Below are 16,966 nucleotides of genomic sequence, written 5' to 3'. Positions count from 1 at the left end.
AGAATCCGAATGGAGCAGTCAGGCACTTCGACCCGCCTCGCGGGCGCGGTGCAGGGCCTCACGTCGGAACTGGTCTCCGCTCTTCGGAGCGGAGACCGCTTCCGGCTGGCAGGCACGGTCACCGAAGGGCACGGCCCCGAGACGACCGCCGACCCGTCCCTCGCCGCCGTACGGGTGGTGGGAGCCGACGTCGTCCTGCCGAGCGTCCTGCTGCGCTGTCCGCCCCCCGAACCGGACGACCTCACCGTGTTCAGCAGAGCCGTGCACGCCTATCCGCCCCCCGCCGAAGCCGCTCCCACCTCGGTGTGGAGTCACTGGGCCATGAGGCGGGCGCTCCTGCGGCTGGACGCGTCCCTCGACGGTGCGTCGGGTGACGGCACCGAACCCGGGGCGGCCTGGCTCGACGACGCGCCATGGCAGTTCCTCACCCACCAACTCGCCGTGCTCGCCGCGCTCGCGCTGCCCGGCGAGGACTGCGCGGTGGCCCGTGCGGCGCGCCGCCGTCCGGTCGACATCGCCCGGGGATTCGTCCGGGCGGTCCGCCGCCGCGACTGGCTCCAGGCAGCCGGAGCGGGACGCTGGCTGGTCCTCCTCGACGACGTGCCGCAGACCCTGGGCCTGGACACCGGGCTGGAGTTCGTGGCGCAGATGGGCGGCGAGGACGCCCGGGTGGCGCTCCAGGTCCAGGCCGCTCAGCTGATGCGGACCGGAGTGCTGGTGTGACGGCGCCCGAGGTCCGGGCGACCCCCGAGGGCCGGGCGACCCCTGGGGTCCGGCCGCCGCGCGAGGTCCGGGACCTGGCCGAGGCCGCGTTGACCTGGGTGTCCGCCCACCGCGACGGATTCACGCTCGGCGACGACGCGCTCGCCGAGCACGGCAACGTGAACACCACCTGGAAGCCCCTCGGTGAGCTGGCCCAGGTGTGCGTCTGCGTACGACGGCACACCGATCCGGCCGACCCGCTCCATGTGACGGCGTCCGACCTGCTGTCGTTCGCGTGGCACCAGACCGGGCGGGGCGCCCTGTTCGTGGAGTTGCAGCGCCTCGAACCCTTCGCGACGTATCCGCTGGAGGTGTACGCGGCCTTCGCGTCGGCGGGCCTGCGCCACGAAGGCTACGAGCGCGCCACCGCGACGGTGGCCCGCACCCGCGGCTGGCACGTGACGGAGCAGGAACCGAACCGGCGCATGAGTGTGCTCAACTCCGAGCGCCGCAGCGGCATCCCGGAACACCGGGACATGTCGCGGGCGCTGGACCGCACCTGGCTCGCCGGCCTGCCGGAGCCATGGACGTTCGAGCTGGCCGCCGGCTACACGCTGACCCATGTGATCTTCCATCTCACCGACTGGGGCCTGACCCCGCGGGCCGTGCCCCCGCCGGTCGCGGCCTACCTCCGGCACTGGCTCCCGCCCTGGCTCGACACCTGTCTGGAGGACGAGCAGTGGGACCTGAGCTGCGAACTGCTGGCCGTGGCGAGCAGCCTGCCCGGCCCGCCGGAGCGCGCCCTGCTTCAGGACGCGTGGGCGAGGCTGTCGACGGCCCAGGACGACTCCGGCTTCGTCCCGGAGACCGGCGGACGAGGCAGCCGTACCCACGCGCCCGCCTTCGTCGACTGCTACCACTCGACGCTGATGACGGCCTTCGCCGCCGTGCTGACCGTGAACCGGCTGCGCGAGGCGGCCGAGGACGACGGGCAGGCGGACGCGGTGAGCGGCGGACAGGGAGTGCCGGGATGACCAACACACGCCTCATCCACCAGGTCGGGGCCGGCGCCCTGGAGTGGCTGCACGCCCACCGCGACGGATTCCGGCTGGAGTTGGACGTCGATCCGGAGGTCGGCTTCCTGGAACGCTTCAAACCGGTCGGCGAACTGGCCCTGATCTGCAAGGTGTTGTTCCGTGAAGGTGTGGCCGGGTCCCGGCAGGCCGCGCTGGCACGGCAGTTGATCGACCACGCCTGGTGCCACACCCTGGACGGCGGCCGGATGCTGGTGCGCGGCCAGCGCACCGAACCCGTCTCGCCCATCCCCTTCGAGGTGTACCTGCCGTTCAGGGAACTGGGCTACAGCAACCCCGAGGCCGAGCGGGCCTTCCGGCTCAACCAACGGCTGGACAGCTTCGCCGCCCTGGAGATGGCACCGGTCCGCCGCCTCGGCCTGTCCGCCTTCCAGCGCCGCTTCGGCCTGCCGCCCCGGCCGCCGGAAGCCGACCTCGTCGGCGCGACCTGGCTGGGGCGTGCACCCGAACCCTGGACGGTGGAGGGGCACATCGCCTACGACATCACCCACACCGTCTTCCATCTCACCGACTGGGGAGAGAACCCCGAGGGTCTGCCGGCCGGGATCGCCGACTACCTCGCGACCTGGCTCCCGGTCTGGCTGGACGACTGGCTCGACCTGCAACGCTGGGACCTGCTCGGAGAGTTGCTCGTCGTCGACGCCTGTCTGCCCCGCCCCACGTTCGACGAGCGGGCCTGGGAAGGATTCGCCGCCGCCCAGCAGCCGGACGGCGCGATGCCCGCCGTACGCGCGATGCCGCAGGGCGGACCCGACGAGGTCTTCGACGTCGTCTACCACCCGACGCTGGTCGCCGCCTTCGCCTCCGTACTGGCCATGTCGCGCGCCCTGACGCGACTGGCGCACACCCCGTCATGAGGGCCGGCGCGCACCCCTGGCCGGGCGGTCCGCTCGACCTCACCGACGTACTCCCGCCCGAAGTCCCGCAGGCGGAGGACGACGAGGTGGTACGGCGACAACTGGACGCGGCCGTGGCCGCCGTGGACGCGCCCGACGTCGTCTTCGCCCTGTCCCGGCACGGTCGCCGCACCGTGCGCACCGGAGGCACCGCGCCGCCCCGGCCCGTGCCGCGCGAGCGGTTGCGTTACGAACTGGGCTCGGCCTCCAAGACGTTCACCGGACTGCTGCTGGCGCACCTGACCCACACGGGCCTGCTGTCCGGCGGCGAGCCGGCCGCCGCCCTGCTGGACGCGGCCCGGCGAACGGATCCGGCCCGGCGGCCCGGCGAGGAGCCCGTCACCCTCGCCCACCTGATCACCCACACCTCCGGTCTGCCCGCCCTGCCCGCCGACTTCTTCGTCCGGGCGCTGCCGGCGTGGCGCACCAACCCCTACGCCCGCTATCCCGCCGAGCGCGTGGTCGACGCCTTCCTGCGCCATCGGCAGCACCGCCGGCCGGGCACCCGCTGGCACTACTCCAACTTCGGTGTGGCCGTCCTCGGTCACGCCCTGGCGGCGGCGACCGCCACCCCGTGGGACGAGCTGCTGACCGGTCAGGTGCTGGGCCCGCTCGGGCTGAGCGGGGCCGGCCTCGTCCCCGGCGGCCCGGCCACCGACGCCACCGGACACCGCAGGGACGGCACGACGCCCGTACCCCCGCTGACCGTCGGCGGCTTCCAGGCGGCCGGCGCCGTCCGGGCCACCCCGCACGACCTGCTCACGTTCCTGGAAGCGCATCTGGATCCCGCGGACCGGCCCCTGACCGGCGCGCTGCGCGCGGTCCGCCGCCCGGTGCTCCGGCGCGGCCTCGGGCACCGGCACGTGCACACGGTGGCCTGGTTCCGGCACCCCACGGAGCGCGGTCCGATGTACTTCCACGGCGGGGCCACCCTCGGCCAGCAGGCCTTCCTGGGCTTCCGGCCCGACACCGGGACGGCGTTGGCCGCCATGTGCACCCGCCGCTTCCGGGTCCGCGACGCCTTCGTGCCGACCGCGTACGCCCTGCTGGCCGAGATGTAGCGGAACGACGGACGGGACGACGGGCCGGGCATCGGCGGCATCACGGCGAGGCGCGGGGCAGAGCCCGCAGACCCCGCCCCCCGCGCCTCGCCGCGGTCCGTCACCCTGTCGTCAGACGCGCTGCCACAGGCCCGGAGCCAGGGCGGGCTGCCACTCGGCCTGCGCCTGATGGGGCTGCAGGCACTCGTACGCGACGCCGTCGACGGTCACCCGCTCCCCGACCTCGTACACCCGGCCCGCGGCCCAGGAACCCTCCTGGCCGTCCTCGGGGGCGGATGTGCCGCTCTCGCTCGTGCTGGTCTTCAACGTGAGGCCGTAGGTGCTGAGCACCGGGTTGATCGGCTGGTAGAAGGTCGTGCCGCCGCTCGTGCAGTCGCCGGAGCCCCCGGAGGTGACGCCCTGGGCCTGGACGCCCGAGATGTACGAGCCGCCGGAGTCACCCGGCTCCGCGCACACCGTCGTCCGGGTCACGCCGTCGACGGTGCCCTCGGCGTAGGTGACGCTGGTGTCGTGCTGCTGGATCGTGCCGCAGTGCCAGCCCGTGGTGGAACCGGACCGGCACACCGCGGCACCCACCAGGGCCTGCACCGAGCCGGCGGTCTGCACGTCCTGGCCGCCCTCGCCCTTGACGGCGGGCGTAGCGGTCCAGTCGCTGTTGACGCCCACCCACGACATGTCCTGCCCGGGGAAGACGGACGCCTCGAAGGTGCCCTGGGCGACCTGGTTGAACCCGGTGGTCTTCGATCCCGTCTTCCCGCAGTGGCCGGCCGTGGCGAACCCCTGCTGGTCGCCCTTGGTGACGCCGAAGCCCACGGAACAGCGGAACGTGTCGTCGATGTAGAAGGCGTCACCTCCCTTGATGTCGTAGAGGGCGCGCGGCTGGTCGGCCGACACCTTGACCTTCACGAGCGCGCTGTCGACGCCGGCGGCCTCGATGAGCGTGTCCGCGGCGGCGCGGCTCGTCGCCTGCAGCGTCACCCGGTTGGTCCGTACGTCGACGTACCGGACCGGCGTCTTGAGGCCCTCGCCGGTCACGGCACGGTCCAGCTTCGTCTTGGCCGCCCTCAGGTCCGCCAGCGGGGTGTCGACGACCACGGCCCGCGCGCCGCCGGCCTCGATGGCCGGGGTGTCCGCGACGTCGGTGCTCGCGACCGTCAGATCGGCGGAGGTGGCGCCGCTCACCCACGCTCCCGCGAAGCGCTTGCCCAGCGCGTTCTGGAGCCGGCCGGCGCGCGTGCCCGCCTCGGCCTCGTTCACCAGGCGGGTCCTGGCCTGGGCCTCGGTCAGGCGCAGGTCGCGCTCCATGGCCCGCAGGACCACGGATGAAGGGCTGTTCGCGCCCAGCGTCTCGGCGGCGGAGGGTGCCGGCGTCGGCGCGGGGGGCTCGGCGGCCGCGGCCGCGGGCAGCCCCGTGAGCACGAGTGCGCCGAGTACCGTCAACGCGGCACAGCCGGCTGAAACGTGTCTGTGGGCCATCAGGCGTCTCCTCGGGTGGGGTACAAAAGCTCTCGAATCCCTAGGTTTTGCCGAAAACAGCTCAAGAGATGTCCGTTTCCCGGTCGTTCCGCGCATCGGACGACAAGAGGGGGCCGCCCGGCGGAGCAGGGGATGCCGCCGGGCCGCCGGGCCGGGTACGTCAGCCAGGCTTGAGGCCGGGGTCGCCCGCCTCCGTCACGAAGGACGCGGCGGTCGAGATCGGCGCACCCGGAGTCGTCACGGCGGACACGGTCCTGAAGTCGGCCCGCGCCTTCTGCCGGTCGAGGGTGACCCGCACATAGCCGCGGCGCCCGTCGTAGAACTTCAGATGCGGATTGGCCTTGAGGTACGTGTCCCACGTGGAGGGCTTCTCGGCGCCGTCCCGCCCGCTCGCGACCGACGTGGCGGTGAACTCCGTGCCGAGGGTCCGGGAGGCCGGGTCGTCGAAGTCGTCCTTGATGTCGAAGGCGTACGCCGCGTGCAGGTCCCCGGTCATCACCACCAGGTTCTCGACCCCGGCCGATTTCGCGCCGTCGAGGATCCTGCGGCGCGAGGCCCGGTAGCCGTCCCAGGCGTCCATGGACATCTTGGGTTCCGCGGTGAGGTCGAGTTTGCGCTGGGAGAAGCAGACCTGTTGCGGCATCACGTTCCACAGGGCCTGCGTGGCACGCCAGCCGTCGATCAGCCAGCTCTCCTGCGCCGCCCCGGTGATGGTGCGCGCCGGGTCGTCCTGCAGGGGGCCGCCGGTGTGCTTGGTGTCCGCGTACACCTGGTCGGAGCGGTACTGCCGGGTGTCGAGGACGTCGAACTGGGCGAGCGTGCCCCACTGGAGCCGGCGGTAGAGCCGGGCGTCGGGGCCGCTGGGCTGTTGTGCGGCGCGCAGCGGCTGGTTCTCCCAGTAGGCCCGGTAGGCGGCGGCGCGGCGCAGCAGGAACTCCTCCGGCGGGTCGTCGTTCTCGCTGATGGCGCCCGCGTAGTTGTTCTCGACCTCGTGGTCGTCCCAGGTGACGACGAAGGGGTGCGCCGCGTGGACCGCCCTGAGGTCCGGGTCGCTCTTGTAGAGGGCGTAGCGCAGCCGGTAGTCCTCCAGGGTCATGGTCTCGCGGTTGAAGAGGGCGGGCAGCTTCCGGTCGGTGTACGCGCGCTGACCGCCCGCGGAGTTCACGGCGTACTCGTACAGGTAGTCGCCGAGGTGGAGGACCACGTCGACGTCGTCCTGGGAGAGATGGCGGTGCGCCGTGTAGTACCCGTCGTGGTAGGCCTGGCAGGAGACGGCGGCGTAGGTGAGGGACGCGGCGGCGGCCGTGGTGGCCGGTGCCGTGCGGGTACGGCCCGTCTCGCTGATCCAGGTGCCGGTCTTGAAGCGGTAGTGGTAGACCCGGTCGGAATCGAGCCCGTCGACGTCGACGTGCAGGGTGTGGTGGTACTCCGGATAGGCGACGGCCGTGCCGCTGCGGACGGGGGCGCTGAAGCTCTCGTCGGAGGCCAGCTCCCACTCGACGACGACGAACTGCTGGGGCAGACCGCCGTCGGGCTCGAACGGGGCGGGGGCGAGCCGGGTCCACAGCAGCACGGAGCCGGGCAACGGGTCCCCGGAGGCGACGCCGAGCGTGAACGGGTCACTGTCGATCCGCGTCGCGTCGAGTTCGCGGGAGCCGGCAGCACCCCGGGCCGGCAGGTTGGTGCTGAACGCGAGGGCGGCGGCCGCCGCGGTGACCGTGAGAAACCGCCGCCGCCCCACGTGCCGTGCGGCAGCGCGCAGTTCGGGGTTGTGTCGCGAAGCCAAGGGGGCTCCTCCCGCGGTTGATCGCCGGCAGAGAACCCCCGCATGCTAACCAGACAATGATCAGATTTCGGACATGCCTGTCGGAGCGCCGGTTAACCTGTGTTCATGCCTCGCTACGAATACCGCTGCCGGACCTGCGGCGACACCTTCGAACTCAGCCGCCCCATGGCCGAGTCCTCCGCCCCCGCCGACTGCCCGGCCGGCCACGACGACACCGTGAAGCTCCTGTCGACGGTGGCGGTGGGCGGCTCGGCGTCCGCGTCGGCCCCGGCCCCCCAGGCGGGCGGCGGCGGAGGGTGCTGCGGCGGCGGTTGCTGCGGCTGACCGCCGTACGGACGCTTCTTCAGGCTGCCTTCAGGTCCGTGTCCCTAGCGTGGGCCCATGTCAGCCATCGACTGGGTCAACGGCCTCATGGACACCCTCGGCGCGCCCGGGGCCGGGGTCGCCATCGCCCTGGAGAACCTCTTCCCGCCCCTCCCGAGCGAGGCGATCCTGCCGCTCGCGGGCTTCGCGGCGAGCACCGGCCGGATGAGCCTGGTCGCCGTGCTGCTGTGGACGACGGCGGGCTCGGTGATCGGCGCCCTCGCGCTCTACGGCGTCGGCGCGCTCCTCGGCCGGGACCGCACGGTGGCACTCGCGGCCCGGCTGCCGCTCGTCAAGGCCGCGGACATCGAGCGGACCGAGGCCTGGTTCCTGCGGCACGGCACCAAGGCGGTGTTCTTCGGCCGGATGATCCCGGTCTTCCGCAGCCTCGTCTCGATCCCGGCCGGCGTCGAACGCATGCCGCTGCCGGTGTTCCTGACGCTCACCACACTGGGCAGCGCTCTGTGGAACACGGCGTTCGTCCTCGCGGGCCACGCCCTGGGCGCCAACTGGACCCAGGTCACCGACGTCGTGTCCGCCTACTCGAAGGTCGTCCTGGTGGCCGCCGCGCTCGCGGTCGTGGCGTTCGTCGCCGTACGACTGCTGCGGCGGCCCTCGTCTACTGAGGCGTCCGAGCCGTCCTGAGCAGCTCCCGCAGGATCCGCTCCCCCGCCAGCACGCCCCGCTCCGGCAGCGCGGTGATCGCCGGAGCGGTCCAGTTCTCGTCCGCCAGCTCGCCGTGCCCCGGCCGCCAGCCCCGGTCGGCCGCGAGGAGCAGGTCGGCGTCGAGCAGGGAGTCGCCCGCGGCCAGCGTCAGGGCGGCCCCGGTACGCCGGGCCACCTCGCGCACGGCCGCGCTCTTGGTGAGCGGCTTGGGAACGGCGTAGATCTTGCGGCCCTGGAGGGAGACCGTCCAGCCGCGGCTCTCGGCCCACACCGCGAGCTCCTTCACCCAGTCCTCCGGCAGCAGTTCGCGCTCGACAACGAGGTAGGCGAAGAGGTCCTCGGCGATCCGGTGCTTGCGCACCCACAGAGGGTCGGTCGTTGCCTGGAGGTGCGCGCTGACCTCGGCGAGCGGCGCGCATTCGTCGGCGAGGCGGGCGGTGACCCGCTCGTGCCAGTCGAGGTCGGTGACGCCGTCGACCAGCAGATGGCCGCCGTTCGCGCAGATCGCGTAGGCGGGCGGCGGGCCGGGCAGGTTGATGCGCTGGTACTGCTTACGGGTACGGGTCGTCGTCGGCACGAAGACCGCCGCGTCCCCGAGCTCGCAGAGCAGTCCCGCCGCGGTCTCCGTCATGTACGACAGCGGCCGGCTCTCGTGCACCTCGACACAGAGCAGCCGGGGCGCCCGCGCGTCCGGCATGGTCAGCGCGAGGGCGGCGGCCGAGTAGATGAGCGTACGGTCGAGGTCGCTCGCGACCAGCACCGGAGCCTGGGCCGCCATCAGAGGGTCACCGACTTGCCGTCGGCGCCCGTCGCGCCCCGCGTGTACTTGGGGTGGATCAACCCCACGCACGTGTAAGGGAGTTCGGCGACCTCTTCCACCGGGACACCTCTCTGCTCGGCCAACAGGCGTACGTGGTCCAGGTCCGCGCCCGCACCGGCCCTGGCCAGGATCTTCCAGGGCACCCGGCGCAGCAGCACCCGGGTGGTCTCGCCGACGCCCGGCTTGACGAGGTTGACGTCGTGGATGCCGTACTCCTCACTGATGCGTTCGACGGCGGCCCAGCCCTCCCAGGTGGGTTCGCGGTCGCCGGCCAGCAGTTCCTTCACGGTGGCGTCAACGGCGTCCACGACCTCGGGGAAACGGGCCGCGACGGCGTCCAGGAAGTCCACCGACACGTCCGCGCCCGCGAGTTCGCGGTAGAACTTCGCGCCGTGGAAGTCGTCCGGGCCGACCAGGTCCGCGCGCAGGACCGTGCGCGAGATCAGGCCCGACACCGTGGAGTTGAGGCAGGCGGAGGGGATGAGGAAGTCCTCACGGGTGCCGTACGTCCGCACGCACGAGCCCGGGTCGGCGAGTACGGCGATCTCCGGATCGAAGCCGGCGGGGCCGCCCTCGGCCTCGAACTTCCGCACCGCTTCCGTCAGTTCACGCGTGATCGCGCCCTTGCCGGTCCAGCCGTCCACGAAGACGACATCGGCCGGGTCGTGGTGGTCGGCCAGCCAGCGCAGGGCGTTGGCGTCGATGCCGCGGCCGCGGACGATCGAGACGGCGTAGTGCGGCAGGTCGAGACCGTGGCGGAACTGCCCCCAGCGGCGCATCAGGACGCCGACGGGGGTGCCGGCGCGGGCGAGCGAGACGAGGACGGGGCGGGGCGAGCGCTCCTGGAGCACGATCTCCGTGACCGCGCCGACGGCCTGGGCGAGCCTCGCCGAGGACTCGTCGAGGGCCGTCCGGAACAGCTCCTGGTACTGGTCGCTCGGCTGGTACTCCATCGGCAGCGACTCCGCGTAGTGCGCGCCGCCGCTCTGGATTGCCTCCTCGCGCTCCTCGGTCGGCGCCTCCAGCGTGACGTCCGAGAGGTCCTGGAGCAGCCAGCCGACGTCCTCCGGGGCATAGGAGGAGAAGGCGGGGCCACGGAGGGGCTCGGGGAGCATGGAGGGCCTTTCGGGGGTGTAGCTGGGGACGACCGCGAGGGTGACGTGCGGGGTGTGTTCGGCGAGCCGTGCCAGGAGGCCGTCGGGGGCGTGCAGTTCGGGGGTGTCGGCGGTGGAGTCGACGACCACGACCACCGCGTCGAAGCCGGCGCCGGCGACGTTGTAGGCGTAGCGGTCGCCGGGGCCGTCGGCCGGGTTGTCGTGGGCGGGGAAGGTGAGACGCGTGCGGATCGCGTATCCCGGGTCGTCCACGGCGAGGACGGGTGAGCGGGTAGTGGTGGAGTAGGTGAACTCGGTGTCCTGAGCGCACTGTTCGAGTTCGCGGGCGAGTCTGAGGGGGGCGTACATCAGCTCTTCGAAGCCGAGGATGTGCACGCGGTGTGCGCCGTGGGGCAGCGTTTCGGCGAGCCTTGCGGCCATCGCCGGGAGTTCGTTCTCCAGGCGTATTCGGTGTGCCGGAGCGAAACCGTGACGACCTCCGTCGGGGAGGTCTCGGGGCCACGACAGGTCAACACGGTGGTATGCCGGGTGCGGGTTCGTGGGGGCTGGTCGCGCCCGCGCGGCGGTAGCCGCAGATTCGATACAGCCCCGCGCCCCTGGGTCAGTCACCTCGAACCTGGCTACAAGGTCCTGGCCCTTCTCCAAGACCCCTTCGGGCAGGCTTACGGTGCCCGATGCAGCCGCCACCAGCTCCACCCGCGCCCCTATCTCCCGCGCGAAATCCTCCAGCCGCCCCGCGTCCTCCTCCGACCGCATGTCCACCAACGCGACCACCACGTACCGGTCCCTCGGATACCGCTCGTGCAGATCCCTGATCGTGTTCAGGACCGTGTTGCCCGTCGAGAACTCGTCGTCGACCAGGACCAGGGGGCCGTCGCCGGCCAGGAGCGCAGGGTCCTCCGGGAGGAGCAGATGGCTCGTGGCGTGGGAGTGGGACTCCTCGAAGCCGCCCGCGGGGGCCACGCCGGGGACCGGGCGGCGGGTGGAGTGGAGGTAGGGGGCGAGGGCGATGCCGTCGGCGACACAGTGGCCGAGGCCCGTCGCCGTCTCCGCGTAGCCGAGGACGACCGCCCGGGCCGCCTCCTCGTCGCCCAGCAGGTCGCGCACCCGGCGGCCCAGGGAGAAGCCATGGCCGTAGACCACCGACGGGGACTGCGGGACGTGTTTGCCTAGCACGTGGGAGACCAGCAGATGGGCCCGCTTGGGATTGCGGCGCAGGGCCAGCCCCAGCAGGTCGGTCAGCCGGTCGTCGCCCACGAGTTCGACGCCGAGCCGGTCGGCGACCCACGTCCCCGACCAGATCCGGCCCGGCGTCCCGTCGTTCACTGCCTTGTTCATGCGTCCCTTGGTGTCCACGGAATGATCAGCCGGAGATTCCGGCGGCGAGCAGCTCCACGAAGCCGATGTCCTCGTTGGCCACCCCGAAGACCTCGGCGCGCAGCAGGGTCCGCTCGGCCCAGGCGCGATGCGGCTTCACTTCGTTCATCTTGTTCGTGTACTGCGACCTCAGCACTCCGCCGCCGCCCCGCTCGGGGCGCAGGATGTCCTGCGCGTCGCTGAACTCCTCGTGGCTGACCACGGACAGCGCGTGCACGGGCAGCACATGGGAGGGGTGGATGCAGGTCTTGCCGAGCAGGCCGTTGGCCTGGTCGAGGGTGATCTCGCGCAGCAGGCCGTCCATGGCGTGCTCGATGAGGGCCTCGCGCAGTTCCTCGGCCTGGCCCTCCAGGAAGGGGCTGCGGCGCAGCTGCGGCTTGAACATGCGCTCCTGGACCCGGAAGTACTCCCAGACCGGCCCGGTCACGGTGAACCCGGTGCCGTCGGCGCGGCCCAGCATGTTCACCACGTCGGCGATCACGGAGGCGACGATCTGGACGTCCCAGGCGGTCATGTCGGGGGCGCGGCGCAGGCCGTAGGAGGAGCAGAAGTCGGTGACGCCGAGGCGCAGGGCCAGGACCCGCTCGCGGTACTTGTCGACCGCGCGGGCGATGCCCTCCAGGGTCTCTACGCGCGTCTCCCGGTAGAGCAGCTCCGGCGACTCCAGCACCGGCATCGCGAACAGCCGGTGCCCGCTCGCGGCCTCGGCGACGGAGAGGGCCTCCAGGAAGGGGATGCCGCGCTCCTCGGTGAACTTCGGGAGCACGAATCCGGACAGCAGCCGGACCGCGGGACCGAGCCGGCGTACGAGATCGGGGATCTGCTCGGGGGCACGGACCCGGATGAAGAGCAGCGGGAGATGCCCCTGCCGTTCCGCCAGGTCCGTGAACTGCCGGACGAGGTTCTCCTCACCCGCGACGACGTCCTCGTCACCGATCGAGTCTTCCAGGCACAGCACCATCGAGACCACGCCGAGCCCAGCCTGCTTGACGATGTCGTCGGCGAGGCGCGGCCGCGTGGCCGGACTGTAGAGCGTGGCCCCCAGGGCCGCGGAGAGCAGCCGGGACGGGGAGTCCGCGGTGAACTCACAGGGCTCCTGGTGGAAGAGGCGCTGACGCACCTCCGGGGCGATGTGCCCGAAATGACGCATATGACTCCCCCGTGATGGCTGTGCCGCCTGCGAGCCGTTCACAGGTGGCCGGTAATAGTACGTAGGTACCCATGTACGAGGTTCCCACCGGTCATGAATTTCAGGTAACGCAGGCAAACACGACCATGCCGACACCGGTACGACATGAACCGCTCTCCCGCACCCCCGCATTGTCGTGACCAGAACCGAGAGGGCAGGATGACCGCATGACGCACGCCATGCTGAAGGGGTCGAACGTCCCGCTGGAAGCCACCACGGTACGCGCCGTGCTGCGCTGGGCACCCGGGCAGGGGGTCCCGGTCGTCGACGCCTCGGCGCTGCTCCTCGGCCCCGACGGCCGTGTGCGGTCCGACGAGGACTTCGTCTTCTACAACCAGCCCCGGCACCCCTCCGGGAAGGTCTGGCTTCTCGGCAAGAAACGCGTCGCCGAGGGCCCCACCGACACGATCCAGACAGATCTCGCCGGTGTCGAGCCCGACGTCAGCCAGATTCTCCTCGTGGCCTCGACGGACGACACGTCCGCGGAGGACGCCACCTTCGGCCGGGTGCGGGGTCTGTGCATCCTGCTGTACGACGCCTCGGTCGCCGACGGCGAGCCGCTGGTCTCCTTCGACATCAAACCGGAGACGGGCAGGGAGACGGCCCTGATCTGCGGCGAGCTGTACCGCCGCGGCGAGGGCTGGAAGTTCCGCGCCCTGGGCGAGGGCTACGTGGAGGGTCTGCAGGGCCTGGCCACGGACTACGGCATCGTGGTGGACGAGTCCGACTCCGCACAGACCCCGTCCCAGCCCGAGCCCACGTCCTTCCCGCTTCCCCCGGAGCAGCCGGCCCAGTCGGCCTCCTCGGTCCCCACCCAGGCGGCCTACGGCTACCCCCAGTCGCCGACCCCGGCCACGGCCCCCGTGGCAGCGGCGTCCGGCTACGGCTACCCGCACCCGGTGCCCGCGGTCCCGGCGGGCGCGGAGTTCCGCATGCCTCCCCAGGGACCGCAGTTCATCGGGCGGTAGCGGCGCTCACCGGTCCGCCTTCGACTTGTATCCCCGTCCCCACTGCAAGCCCCACCCGTACAACCGGTCCAGCTCGCCCTGGAACCCGTACACGAACTGCACCTCGCGCCGCACGATGAGCTCGCCCTTGACGTTCTCGATCATCACGACGGCGCAGGACCGGGCCTGAGGGTGGCGCTCGTCGAGGCCTATCTCGATGCGCGGCCCGTTGCTCGGGTACAGCGTCACGATCGCGTGCGTGCGGTCGAACGCCGGCGTCTGGTCGTAGATGTACACGAAGACCAGCAGCCGCTTGATCTGGTCCCGGTGGTCGAGGTTGACGTACATCGTCTCGCCGGACGCCGAGCCGAACCGGTCGTCCCCGCTGAGCTTCACGTACGGCGGCGCGTTGACGTCCCCGAGCAGGCCGCCGAGGGGCTGGACGACCCCCTTGGTGCCGTCGGCCAGCTCGTACAGGCAGCCGAGGTCGAGGTCGACGTTGACCATGCTCTGGCTGTGCCCGAGGACCTCCGGCGGCTTGAGCGCCTTGAAGGGGTGCCGCAGCAGCGACTCCCGCTGGGAGCCGCCGATGTCGGAGGTCCGCATCCGCCAGGTCAGGTTGACGCGGAGGTTCCCGGTCGCCGCGCCCTGCTTGGTGAGCGAGACCCGGTTGTGCCGCTTGGTCAGCTCTATGGCGTTGCTGGCCGCGCTGCCCGAGTCGAAGTGGACCTCGCGGCCGCCCCGGAGTCCGTCCAAGAAGCCCATTCCCGCCCCCCTGTTCACTGTGGAGAAAACCGGCGGGGCGGCCGGAGCCCGGCCGCCCCGCTCAGAGCGTTCCTCACCAGGAAGGGTGTCACACCCCGGACGAGACCTCAGTCTTCTCGTCCGAGCCCTGGGCTTTTCCCTCCGCGGCCGCGAGCGCCCTGTTGCGCCGTACGGAGGACAGGAAGGACCAGCCGATCAGGAGGACCCCGACCAGGCCGGTGATGATCTCGTGGATCTCGTACTGGATGGTGACCATGAGGATCACGGCGAGGGCGCCGATCGCGTAGTGGGCGCCGTGCTCCAGGTAGACGTAGTCGTCGAGGGTGCCCTGGCGGACCAGGTACACGGTCAGGGACCGGACGTACATCGCGCCGATGCCCAGGCCCAGGGCCATCAGGACGATGTCGTTGGTGATGGCGAACGCGCCGATCACACCGTCGAAGGAGAAGGAGGCGTCCAGGACCTCCAGGTAGAGGAACATGAAGAACGCGGCCTTGCCGGCCATCAGGACCGCCGACTTGGACTTGCCCTCGCGCTCGGCCCGTTCCTCCTCCTCGTGCTCGCGTTCCTCGTCCTCTTCGAGCTTGTCCTCGAAGTAGCCGGAGAGTCCGCCGACCACCATGTACGTGATCAGACCCGCGATACCGGAGATCAGGACGGTCTGCGCCTTGTCGACATGCGCGCCGCCGTGCTGGTGGGCGTGGGTCGCGAAGGTGAAGGCGGTGATCAGGAGGACGACCAGCGCGATGCAGACCGACAGCATGTCGACCTTGCCGAGCTTGGCCAGCGGCCGCTCGATCCAGCGCAACCACTGGATGTCCCGGTCCTCGAAGATGAAGTCCAGGAAGATCATCAGCAGGAACATGCCACCGAACGCGGCGATCGCCGGGTGCGCGTCGGTGACCAGCTCCTGGTAGTGGTCCTTGTTGTTCAGGGCGAGGTCGACCGCCTCGATGGGCCCCATCTTGGCGCTGATCGCGACGATCACGACGGGGAAGACCAGCCGCATGCCGAACACGGCGATCAGGACGCCCACGGTGAGGAAGATGCGCTGCCAGAAGGCGTTCATCTTCTTCAGGATTCCGGCGTTGACCACCGCGTTGTCGAACGACAGGGAGATCTCGAGGATGGAGAGGATCGCCACGACACCGAAGCCCTCCCACCCCCCGTAGAGGACCGCAGCGACCAAGCCGAGCGCGGTGACCGCGAACGACCAGCCGAAGGTTTTGAGAACCACTGGCTACCCAATCCGTACGTGTACGGGATTCCCCCGTGCCGCACTCGGCTTTACGAAACTTTGAAGCGAAGTGTAGTCGGGCACCTTCGAAGCCCGACCCGGCCCCGGCTTTTGCTCATATCGCGTTACGAGACGTTGACCCCGAAGTCGAGGGCGATGCCCCTCAGGCCCGATGCGTACCCCTGCCCCACCGCCCTGAACTTCCACTCGCCCTGGTAGCGGTAGAGCTCGCCGAAGATCATCGCGGTCTCGGTGGAGGCGTCCTCGGAGAGGTCGTAGCGGGCCAGTTCCTGGCCGTCGGCCTGGTTGACCACGCGAATGAAGGCGTTGCTGACCTGGCCGAAGGTCTGGCCGCGGTTGTCGGCGTCGTGGATCGACACCGGAAAGACGATCTTGTCGCACCGGTCCGGCACCCGGGAGAGGTCGACCAGGATCGACTCGTCGTCGCCCTCGCCCTCACCGGTGAGGTTGTCGCCGGTGTGCTCGACCGAGCCGTCCGGGCTCTTGAGCTGGTTGTAGAAGACGAAGTACTCGTCACCCAGGACCCGCCCGCTGCTGCACATCAGGGCGCTGGCGTCGAGGTCGAAGTCGGCTCCGGTGGTGGAGCGCGCGTCCCAGCCGAGTCCGACCATCACCTGGGTGAGGTTGGGGGCGGCCTTGGACAGGGAGACGTTCCCTCCCTTGGCGAGCGTGACGCCCATGTGCTGTTCCCTCCCCGAGAGTGTGTTTCTGTGCTGTTCCTGCACGTCCGGCGCCGCACGCAAACCGTGCGGCGCCGGACGAAAAGGGCCGGGGCCGGTCCGAGGGCCTGCCCGGGGATCAGGTCCTAGACGTTGACGCCGAAGTCCTGGGCGATGCCGCGCAGGCCCGAGGCGTAGCCCTGGCCGATGGCGCGGAACTTCCACTCCGCGCCGTTGCGGTAGAGCTCGCCGAAGACCATGGCCGTCTCGGTGGACGCGTCCTCGGAGAGGTCGTAGCGCGCGATCTCCGCCTCGCCGGCCTGGTTCACGACGCGGATGAACGCGTTGCGCACCTGGCCGAAGGACTGCTGGCGGTTCTCGGCGTCGTAGATCGAGACCGGGAACACGATCTTGTCGACGTCGGCCGGGACGGCGGCGAGGTTGACCTTGATCTGCTCGTCGTCGCCCTCGCCCTCACCGGTGATGTTGTCACCGGTGTGCTCGACGGAGCCGTCCGCGCTCTTGAGGTTGTTGAAGAAGACGAAGTTCGCGTCGCTGGCGACCTTGCCGGCCGCGTTCAGCAGCAGCGCGCTGGCGTCCAGGTCGAAGTCGGTGCCGGTCGTGGTGCGGACGTCCCACCCCAGACCGACGATGACCGCGGTCAGGCCCGGGGCCTCCTTGGTCAGCGATACGTTGCCGCCCTTGCTGAGGCTGACTCCCACGAGTCCTCCATAGGTTGCTGTTTCTGATGCTGCCGGATCAACGTTTCGATCCTAGTGACGGGTTCCCCGC

Annotated in this window: 16 protein-coding genes; 7 read left to right on the top strand and 9 right to left on the bottom strand. The window is 70.9% G+C overall.

The genetic code is table 11. The annotated features are described in order from the left end of the window. Window positions 1-9 precede the first annotated feature (9 nt). The 4 genes from D1369_RS28650 to D1369_RS28635 are packed head-to-tail and all read left to right on the top strand — an operon-like array spanning window position 10 to window position 3,753. Entirely contained in the window at window positions 10-723 is a 714-nt protein-coding gene (locus D1369_RS28650; protein ID WP_007381711.1) for a hypothetical protein, read from the top strand. After that, entirely contained in the window at window positions 720-1,736 is a 1,017-nt protein-coding gene (locus D1369_RS28645; RefSeq protein ID WP_007381712.1) for a hypothetical protein, read from the top strand. The genes D1369_RS28650 and D1369_RS28645 overlap by 4 nt, the downstream gene beginning before the upstream one ends. Next, entirely contained in the window at window positions 1,733-2,653 is a 921-nt protein-coding gene (locus tag D1369_RS28640) for a hypothetical protein (RefSeq protein WP_007381713.1), read from the top strand. Before D1369_RS28645 ends, D1369_RS28640 begins: the two co-directional genes overlap by 4 nt. Then, complete coding sequence (locus D1369_RS28635; protein WP_007381714.1) at window positions 2,650-3,753, top strand: serine hydrolase domain-containing protein; 1,104 nt, start codon at window positions 2,650-2,652, stop codon at window positions 3,751-3,753. The genes D1369_RS28640 and D1369_RS28635 overlap by 4 nt, the downstream gene beginning before the upstream one ends. Window positions 3,754-3,864: 111 nt before the next feature. Here the strand turns inward: D1369_RS28635 and D1369_RS28630 are convergent, their stop codons facing one another. After that, the gene (locus D1369_RS28630) at window positions 3,865-5,229 is read right to left on the bottom strand and encodes an alpha-lytic protease prodomain-containing protein (protein ID WP_007381715.1); all 1,365 of its coding nucleotides are present in this window, start codon (window positions 5,227-5,229) and stop codon (window positions 3,865-3,867) included. A 160-nt stretch (window positions 5,230-5,389) separates the two neighbouring features. Beyond that, window positions 5,390-7,015 carry an alkaline phosphatase D family protein gene (locus D1369_RS28625; RefSeq protein ID WP_007381716.1) on the bottom strand — a complete coding sequence of 542 codons (1,626 nt, stop codon included), beginning with the start codon at window positions 7,013-7,015 and terminating at the stop codon, window positions 5,390-5,392. Window positions 7,016-7,120: 105 nt separating this feature from the next. Between D1369_RS28625 and D1369_RS28620 the strand changes: the two genes are divergently transcribed. Both D1369_RS28620 and D1369_RS28615 read left to right on the top strand, forming a co-directional pair. Continuing rightward, window positions 7,121-7,339 carry a zinc ribbon domain-containing protein gene (locus D1369_RS28620; RefSeq protein WP_028807445.1) on the top strand — a complete coding sequence of 73 codons (219 nt, stop codon included), beginning with the start codon at window positions 7,121-7,123 and terminating at the stop codon, window positions 7,337-7,339. Between the two features lie 57 nt (window positions 7,340-7,396). After that, the gene (locus tag D1369_RS28615) at window positions 7,397-8,023 is read left to right on the top strand and encodes a DedA family protein (protein WP_007381718.1); all 627 of its coding nucleotides are present in this window, start codon (window positions 7,397-7,399) and stop codon (window positions 8,021-8,023) included. Here D1369_RS28615 and D1369_RS28610 read toward each other — a convergent pair. Genes D1369_RS28610 through D1369_RS28600 form a run of 3 tightly spaced genes read right to left on the bottom strand, consistent with a single transcriptional unit; the run spans window position 7,998 to window position 12,506 of the window. Beyond that, on the bottom strand, window positions 7,998-8,822 hold the full coding sequence (locus D1369_RS28610; RefSeq protein WP_007381719.1) for a hypothetical protein: 825 nt from the start codon (window positions 8,820-8,822) through the stop codon (window positions 7,998-8,000). The genes D1369_RS28615 and D1369_RS28610 overlap by 26 nt on opposite strands. Then, window positions 8,822-11,317, bottom strand: a complete 2,496-nt coding sequence (locus tag D1369_RS28605; RefSeq protein ID WP_007381720.1) for a phosphoribosyltransferase — start codon at window positions 11,315-11,317, stop codon at window positions 8,822-8,824. The genes D1369_RS28610 and D1369_RS28605 overlap by 1 nt, the downstream gene beginning before the upstream one ends. Before the next feature lie 25 nt (window positions 11,318-11,342). Beyond that, window positions 11,343-12,506 (bottom strand): HpcH/HpaI aldolase/citrate lyase family protein, encoded by a 1,164-nt coding sequence (locus D1369_RS28600; protein WP_007381721.1) that lies wholly within the window; start codon window positions 12,504-12,506, stop codon window positions 11,343-11,345. Window positions 12,507-12,712: 206 nt separating this feature from the next. Between D1369_RS28600 and D1369_RS28595 the strand changes: the two genes are divergently transcribed. After that, on the top strand, window positions 12,713-13,513 hold the full coding sequence (locus D1369_RS28595; RefSeq protein ID WP_007381722.1) for a TerD family protein: 801 nt from the start codon (window positions 12,713-12,715) through the stop codon (window positions 13,511-13,513). Between the two features lie 6 nt (window positions 13,514-13,519). Here D1369_RS28595 and D1369_RS28590 read toward each other — a convergent pair whose 3' ends face one another. The 4 genes from D1369_RS28590 to D1369_RS28575 all read right to left on the bottom strand — a co-directional run bounded on the left by D1369_RS28590 (window position 13,520) and on the right by D1369_RS28575 (window position 16,896). Continuing rightward, window positions 13,520-14,257 (bottom strand): hypothetical protein, encoded by a 738-nt coding sequence (locus tag D1369_RS28590; RefSeq protein WP_007381723.1) that lies wholly within the window; start codon window positions 14,255-14,257, stop codon window positions 13,520-13,522. 88 nt (window positions 14,258-14,345) lie between these two features. Then, entirely contained in the window at window positions 14,346-15,494 is a 1,149-nt protein-coding gene (locus D1369_RS28585; RefSeq protein ID WP_007381724.1) for a DUF475 domain-containing protein, read from the bottom strand. 125 nt (window positions 15,495-15,619) lie between these two features. Continuing rightward, entirely contained in the window at window positions 15,620-16,195 is a 576-nt protein-coding gene (locus D1369_RS28580) for a TerD family protein (RefSeq protein ID WP_007381725.1), read from the bottom strand. A 125-nt stretch (window positions 16,196-16,320) separates the two neighbouring features. Beyond that, window positions 16,321-16,896: a calcium homeostasis/redox stress adaptation protein gene (locus D1369_RS28575; RefSeq protein WP_007381726.1), complete on the bottom strand. Its 576-nt coding sequence runs from the start codon at window positions 16,894-16,896 to the stop codon at window positions 16,321-16,323. Window positions 16,897-16,966: the final 70 nt, after the last annotated feature.

Origin of the sequence: Streptomyces sp. CC0208 (assembly GCF_003443735.1) — a bacterium.
GTDB classification, from domain to species: Bacteria; Actinomycetota; Actinomycetes; order Streptomycetales; family Streptomycetaceae; genus Streptomyces; species Streptomyces sviceus.
This window is presented reverse-complemented; position numbering and strand designations above follow the sequence as displayed.

Bases quoted from the DNA above. Each gene is read 5' to 3' on its own strand.
- D1369_RS28620 (WP_028807445.1), top strand. From the start codon at position 7,121: ATGCCTCGCTACGAATACCGCTGCCGGACCTGCGGCGACACCTTCGAA.
- D1369_RS28605 (WP_007381720.1), bottom strand. From the start codon at position 11,317: ATGAACAAGGCAGTGAACGACGGGACGCCGGGCCGGATCTGGTCGGGG.
- D1369_RS28635 (WP_007381714.1), top strand. From the start codon at position 2,650: ATGAGGGCCGGCGCGCACCCCTGGCCGGGCGGTCCGCTCGACCTCACC.
- D1369_RS28600 (WP_007381721.1), bottom strand. From the start codon at position 12,506: ATGCGTCATTTCGGGCACATCGCCCCGGAGGTGCGTCAGCGCCTCTTC.
- D1369_RS28650 (WP_007381711.1), top strand. From the start codon at position 10: ATGGAGCAGTCAGGCACTTCGACCCGCCTCGCGGGCGCGGTGCAGGGC.
- D1369_RS28630 (WP_007381715.1), bottom strand. From the start codon at position 5,229: ATGGCCCACAGACACGTTTCAGCCGGCTGTGCCGCGTTGACGGTACTC.
- D1369_RS28595 (WP_007381722.1), top strand. From the start codon at position 12,713: ATGACGCACGCCATGCTGAAGGGGTCGAACGTCCCGCTGGAAGCCACC.
- D1369_RS28610 (WP_007381719.1), bottom strand. From the start codon at position 8,822: ATGGCGGCCCAGGCTCCGGTGCTGGTCGCGAGCGACCTCGACCGTACG.
- D1369_RS28590 (WP_007381723.1), bottom strand. From the start codon at position 14,257: ATGGGCTTCTTGGACGGACTCCGGGGCGGCCGCGAGGTCCACTTCGAC.
- D1369_RS28580 (WP_007381725.1), bottom strand. From the start codon at position 16,195: ATGGGCGTCACGCTCGCCAAGGGAGGGAACGTCTCCCTGTCCAAGGCC.
- D1369_RS28615 (WP_007381718.1), top strand. From the start codon at position 7,397: ATGTCAGCCATCGACTGGGTCAACGGCCTCATGGACACCCTCGGCGCG.
- D1369_RS28640 (WP_007381713.1), top strand. From the start codon at position 1,733: ATGACCAACACACGCCTCATCCACCAGGTCGGGGCCGGCGCCCTGGAG.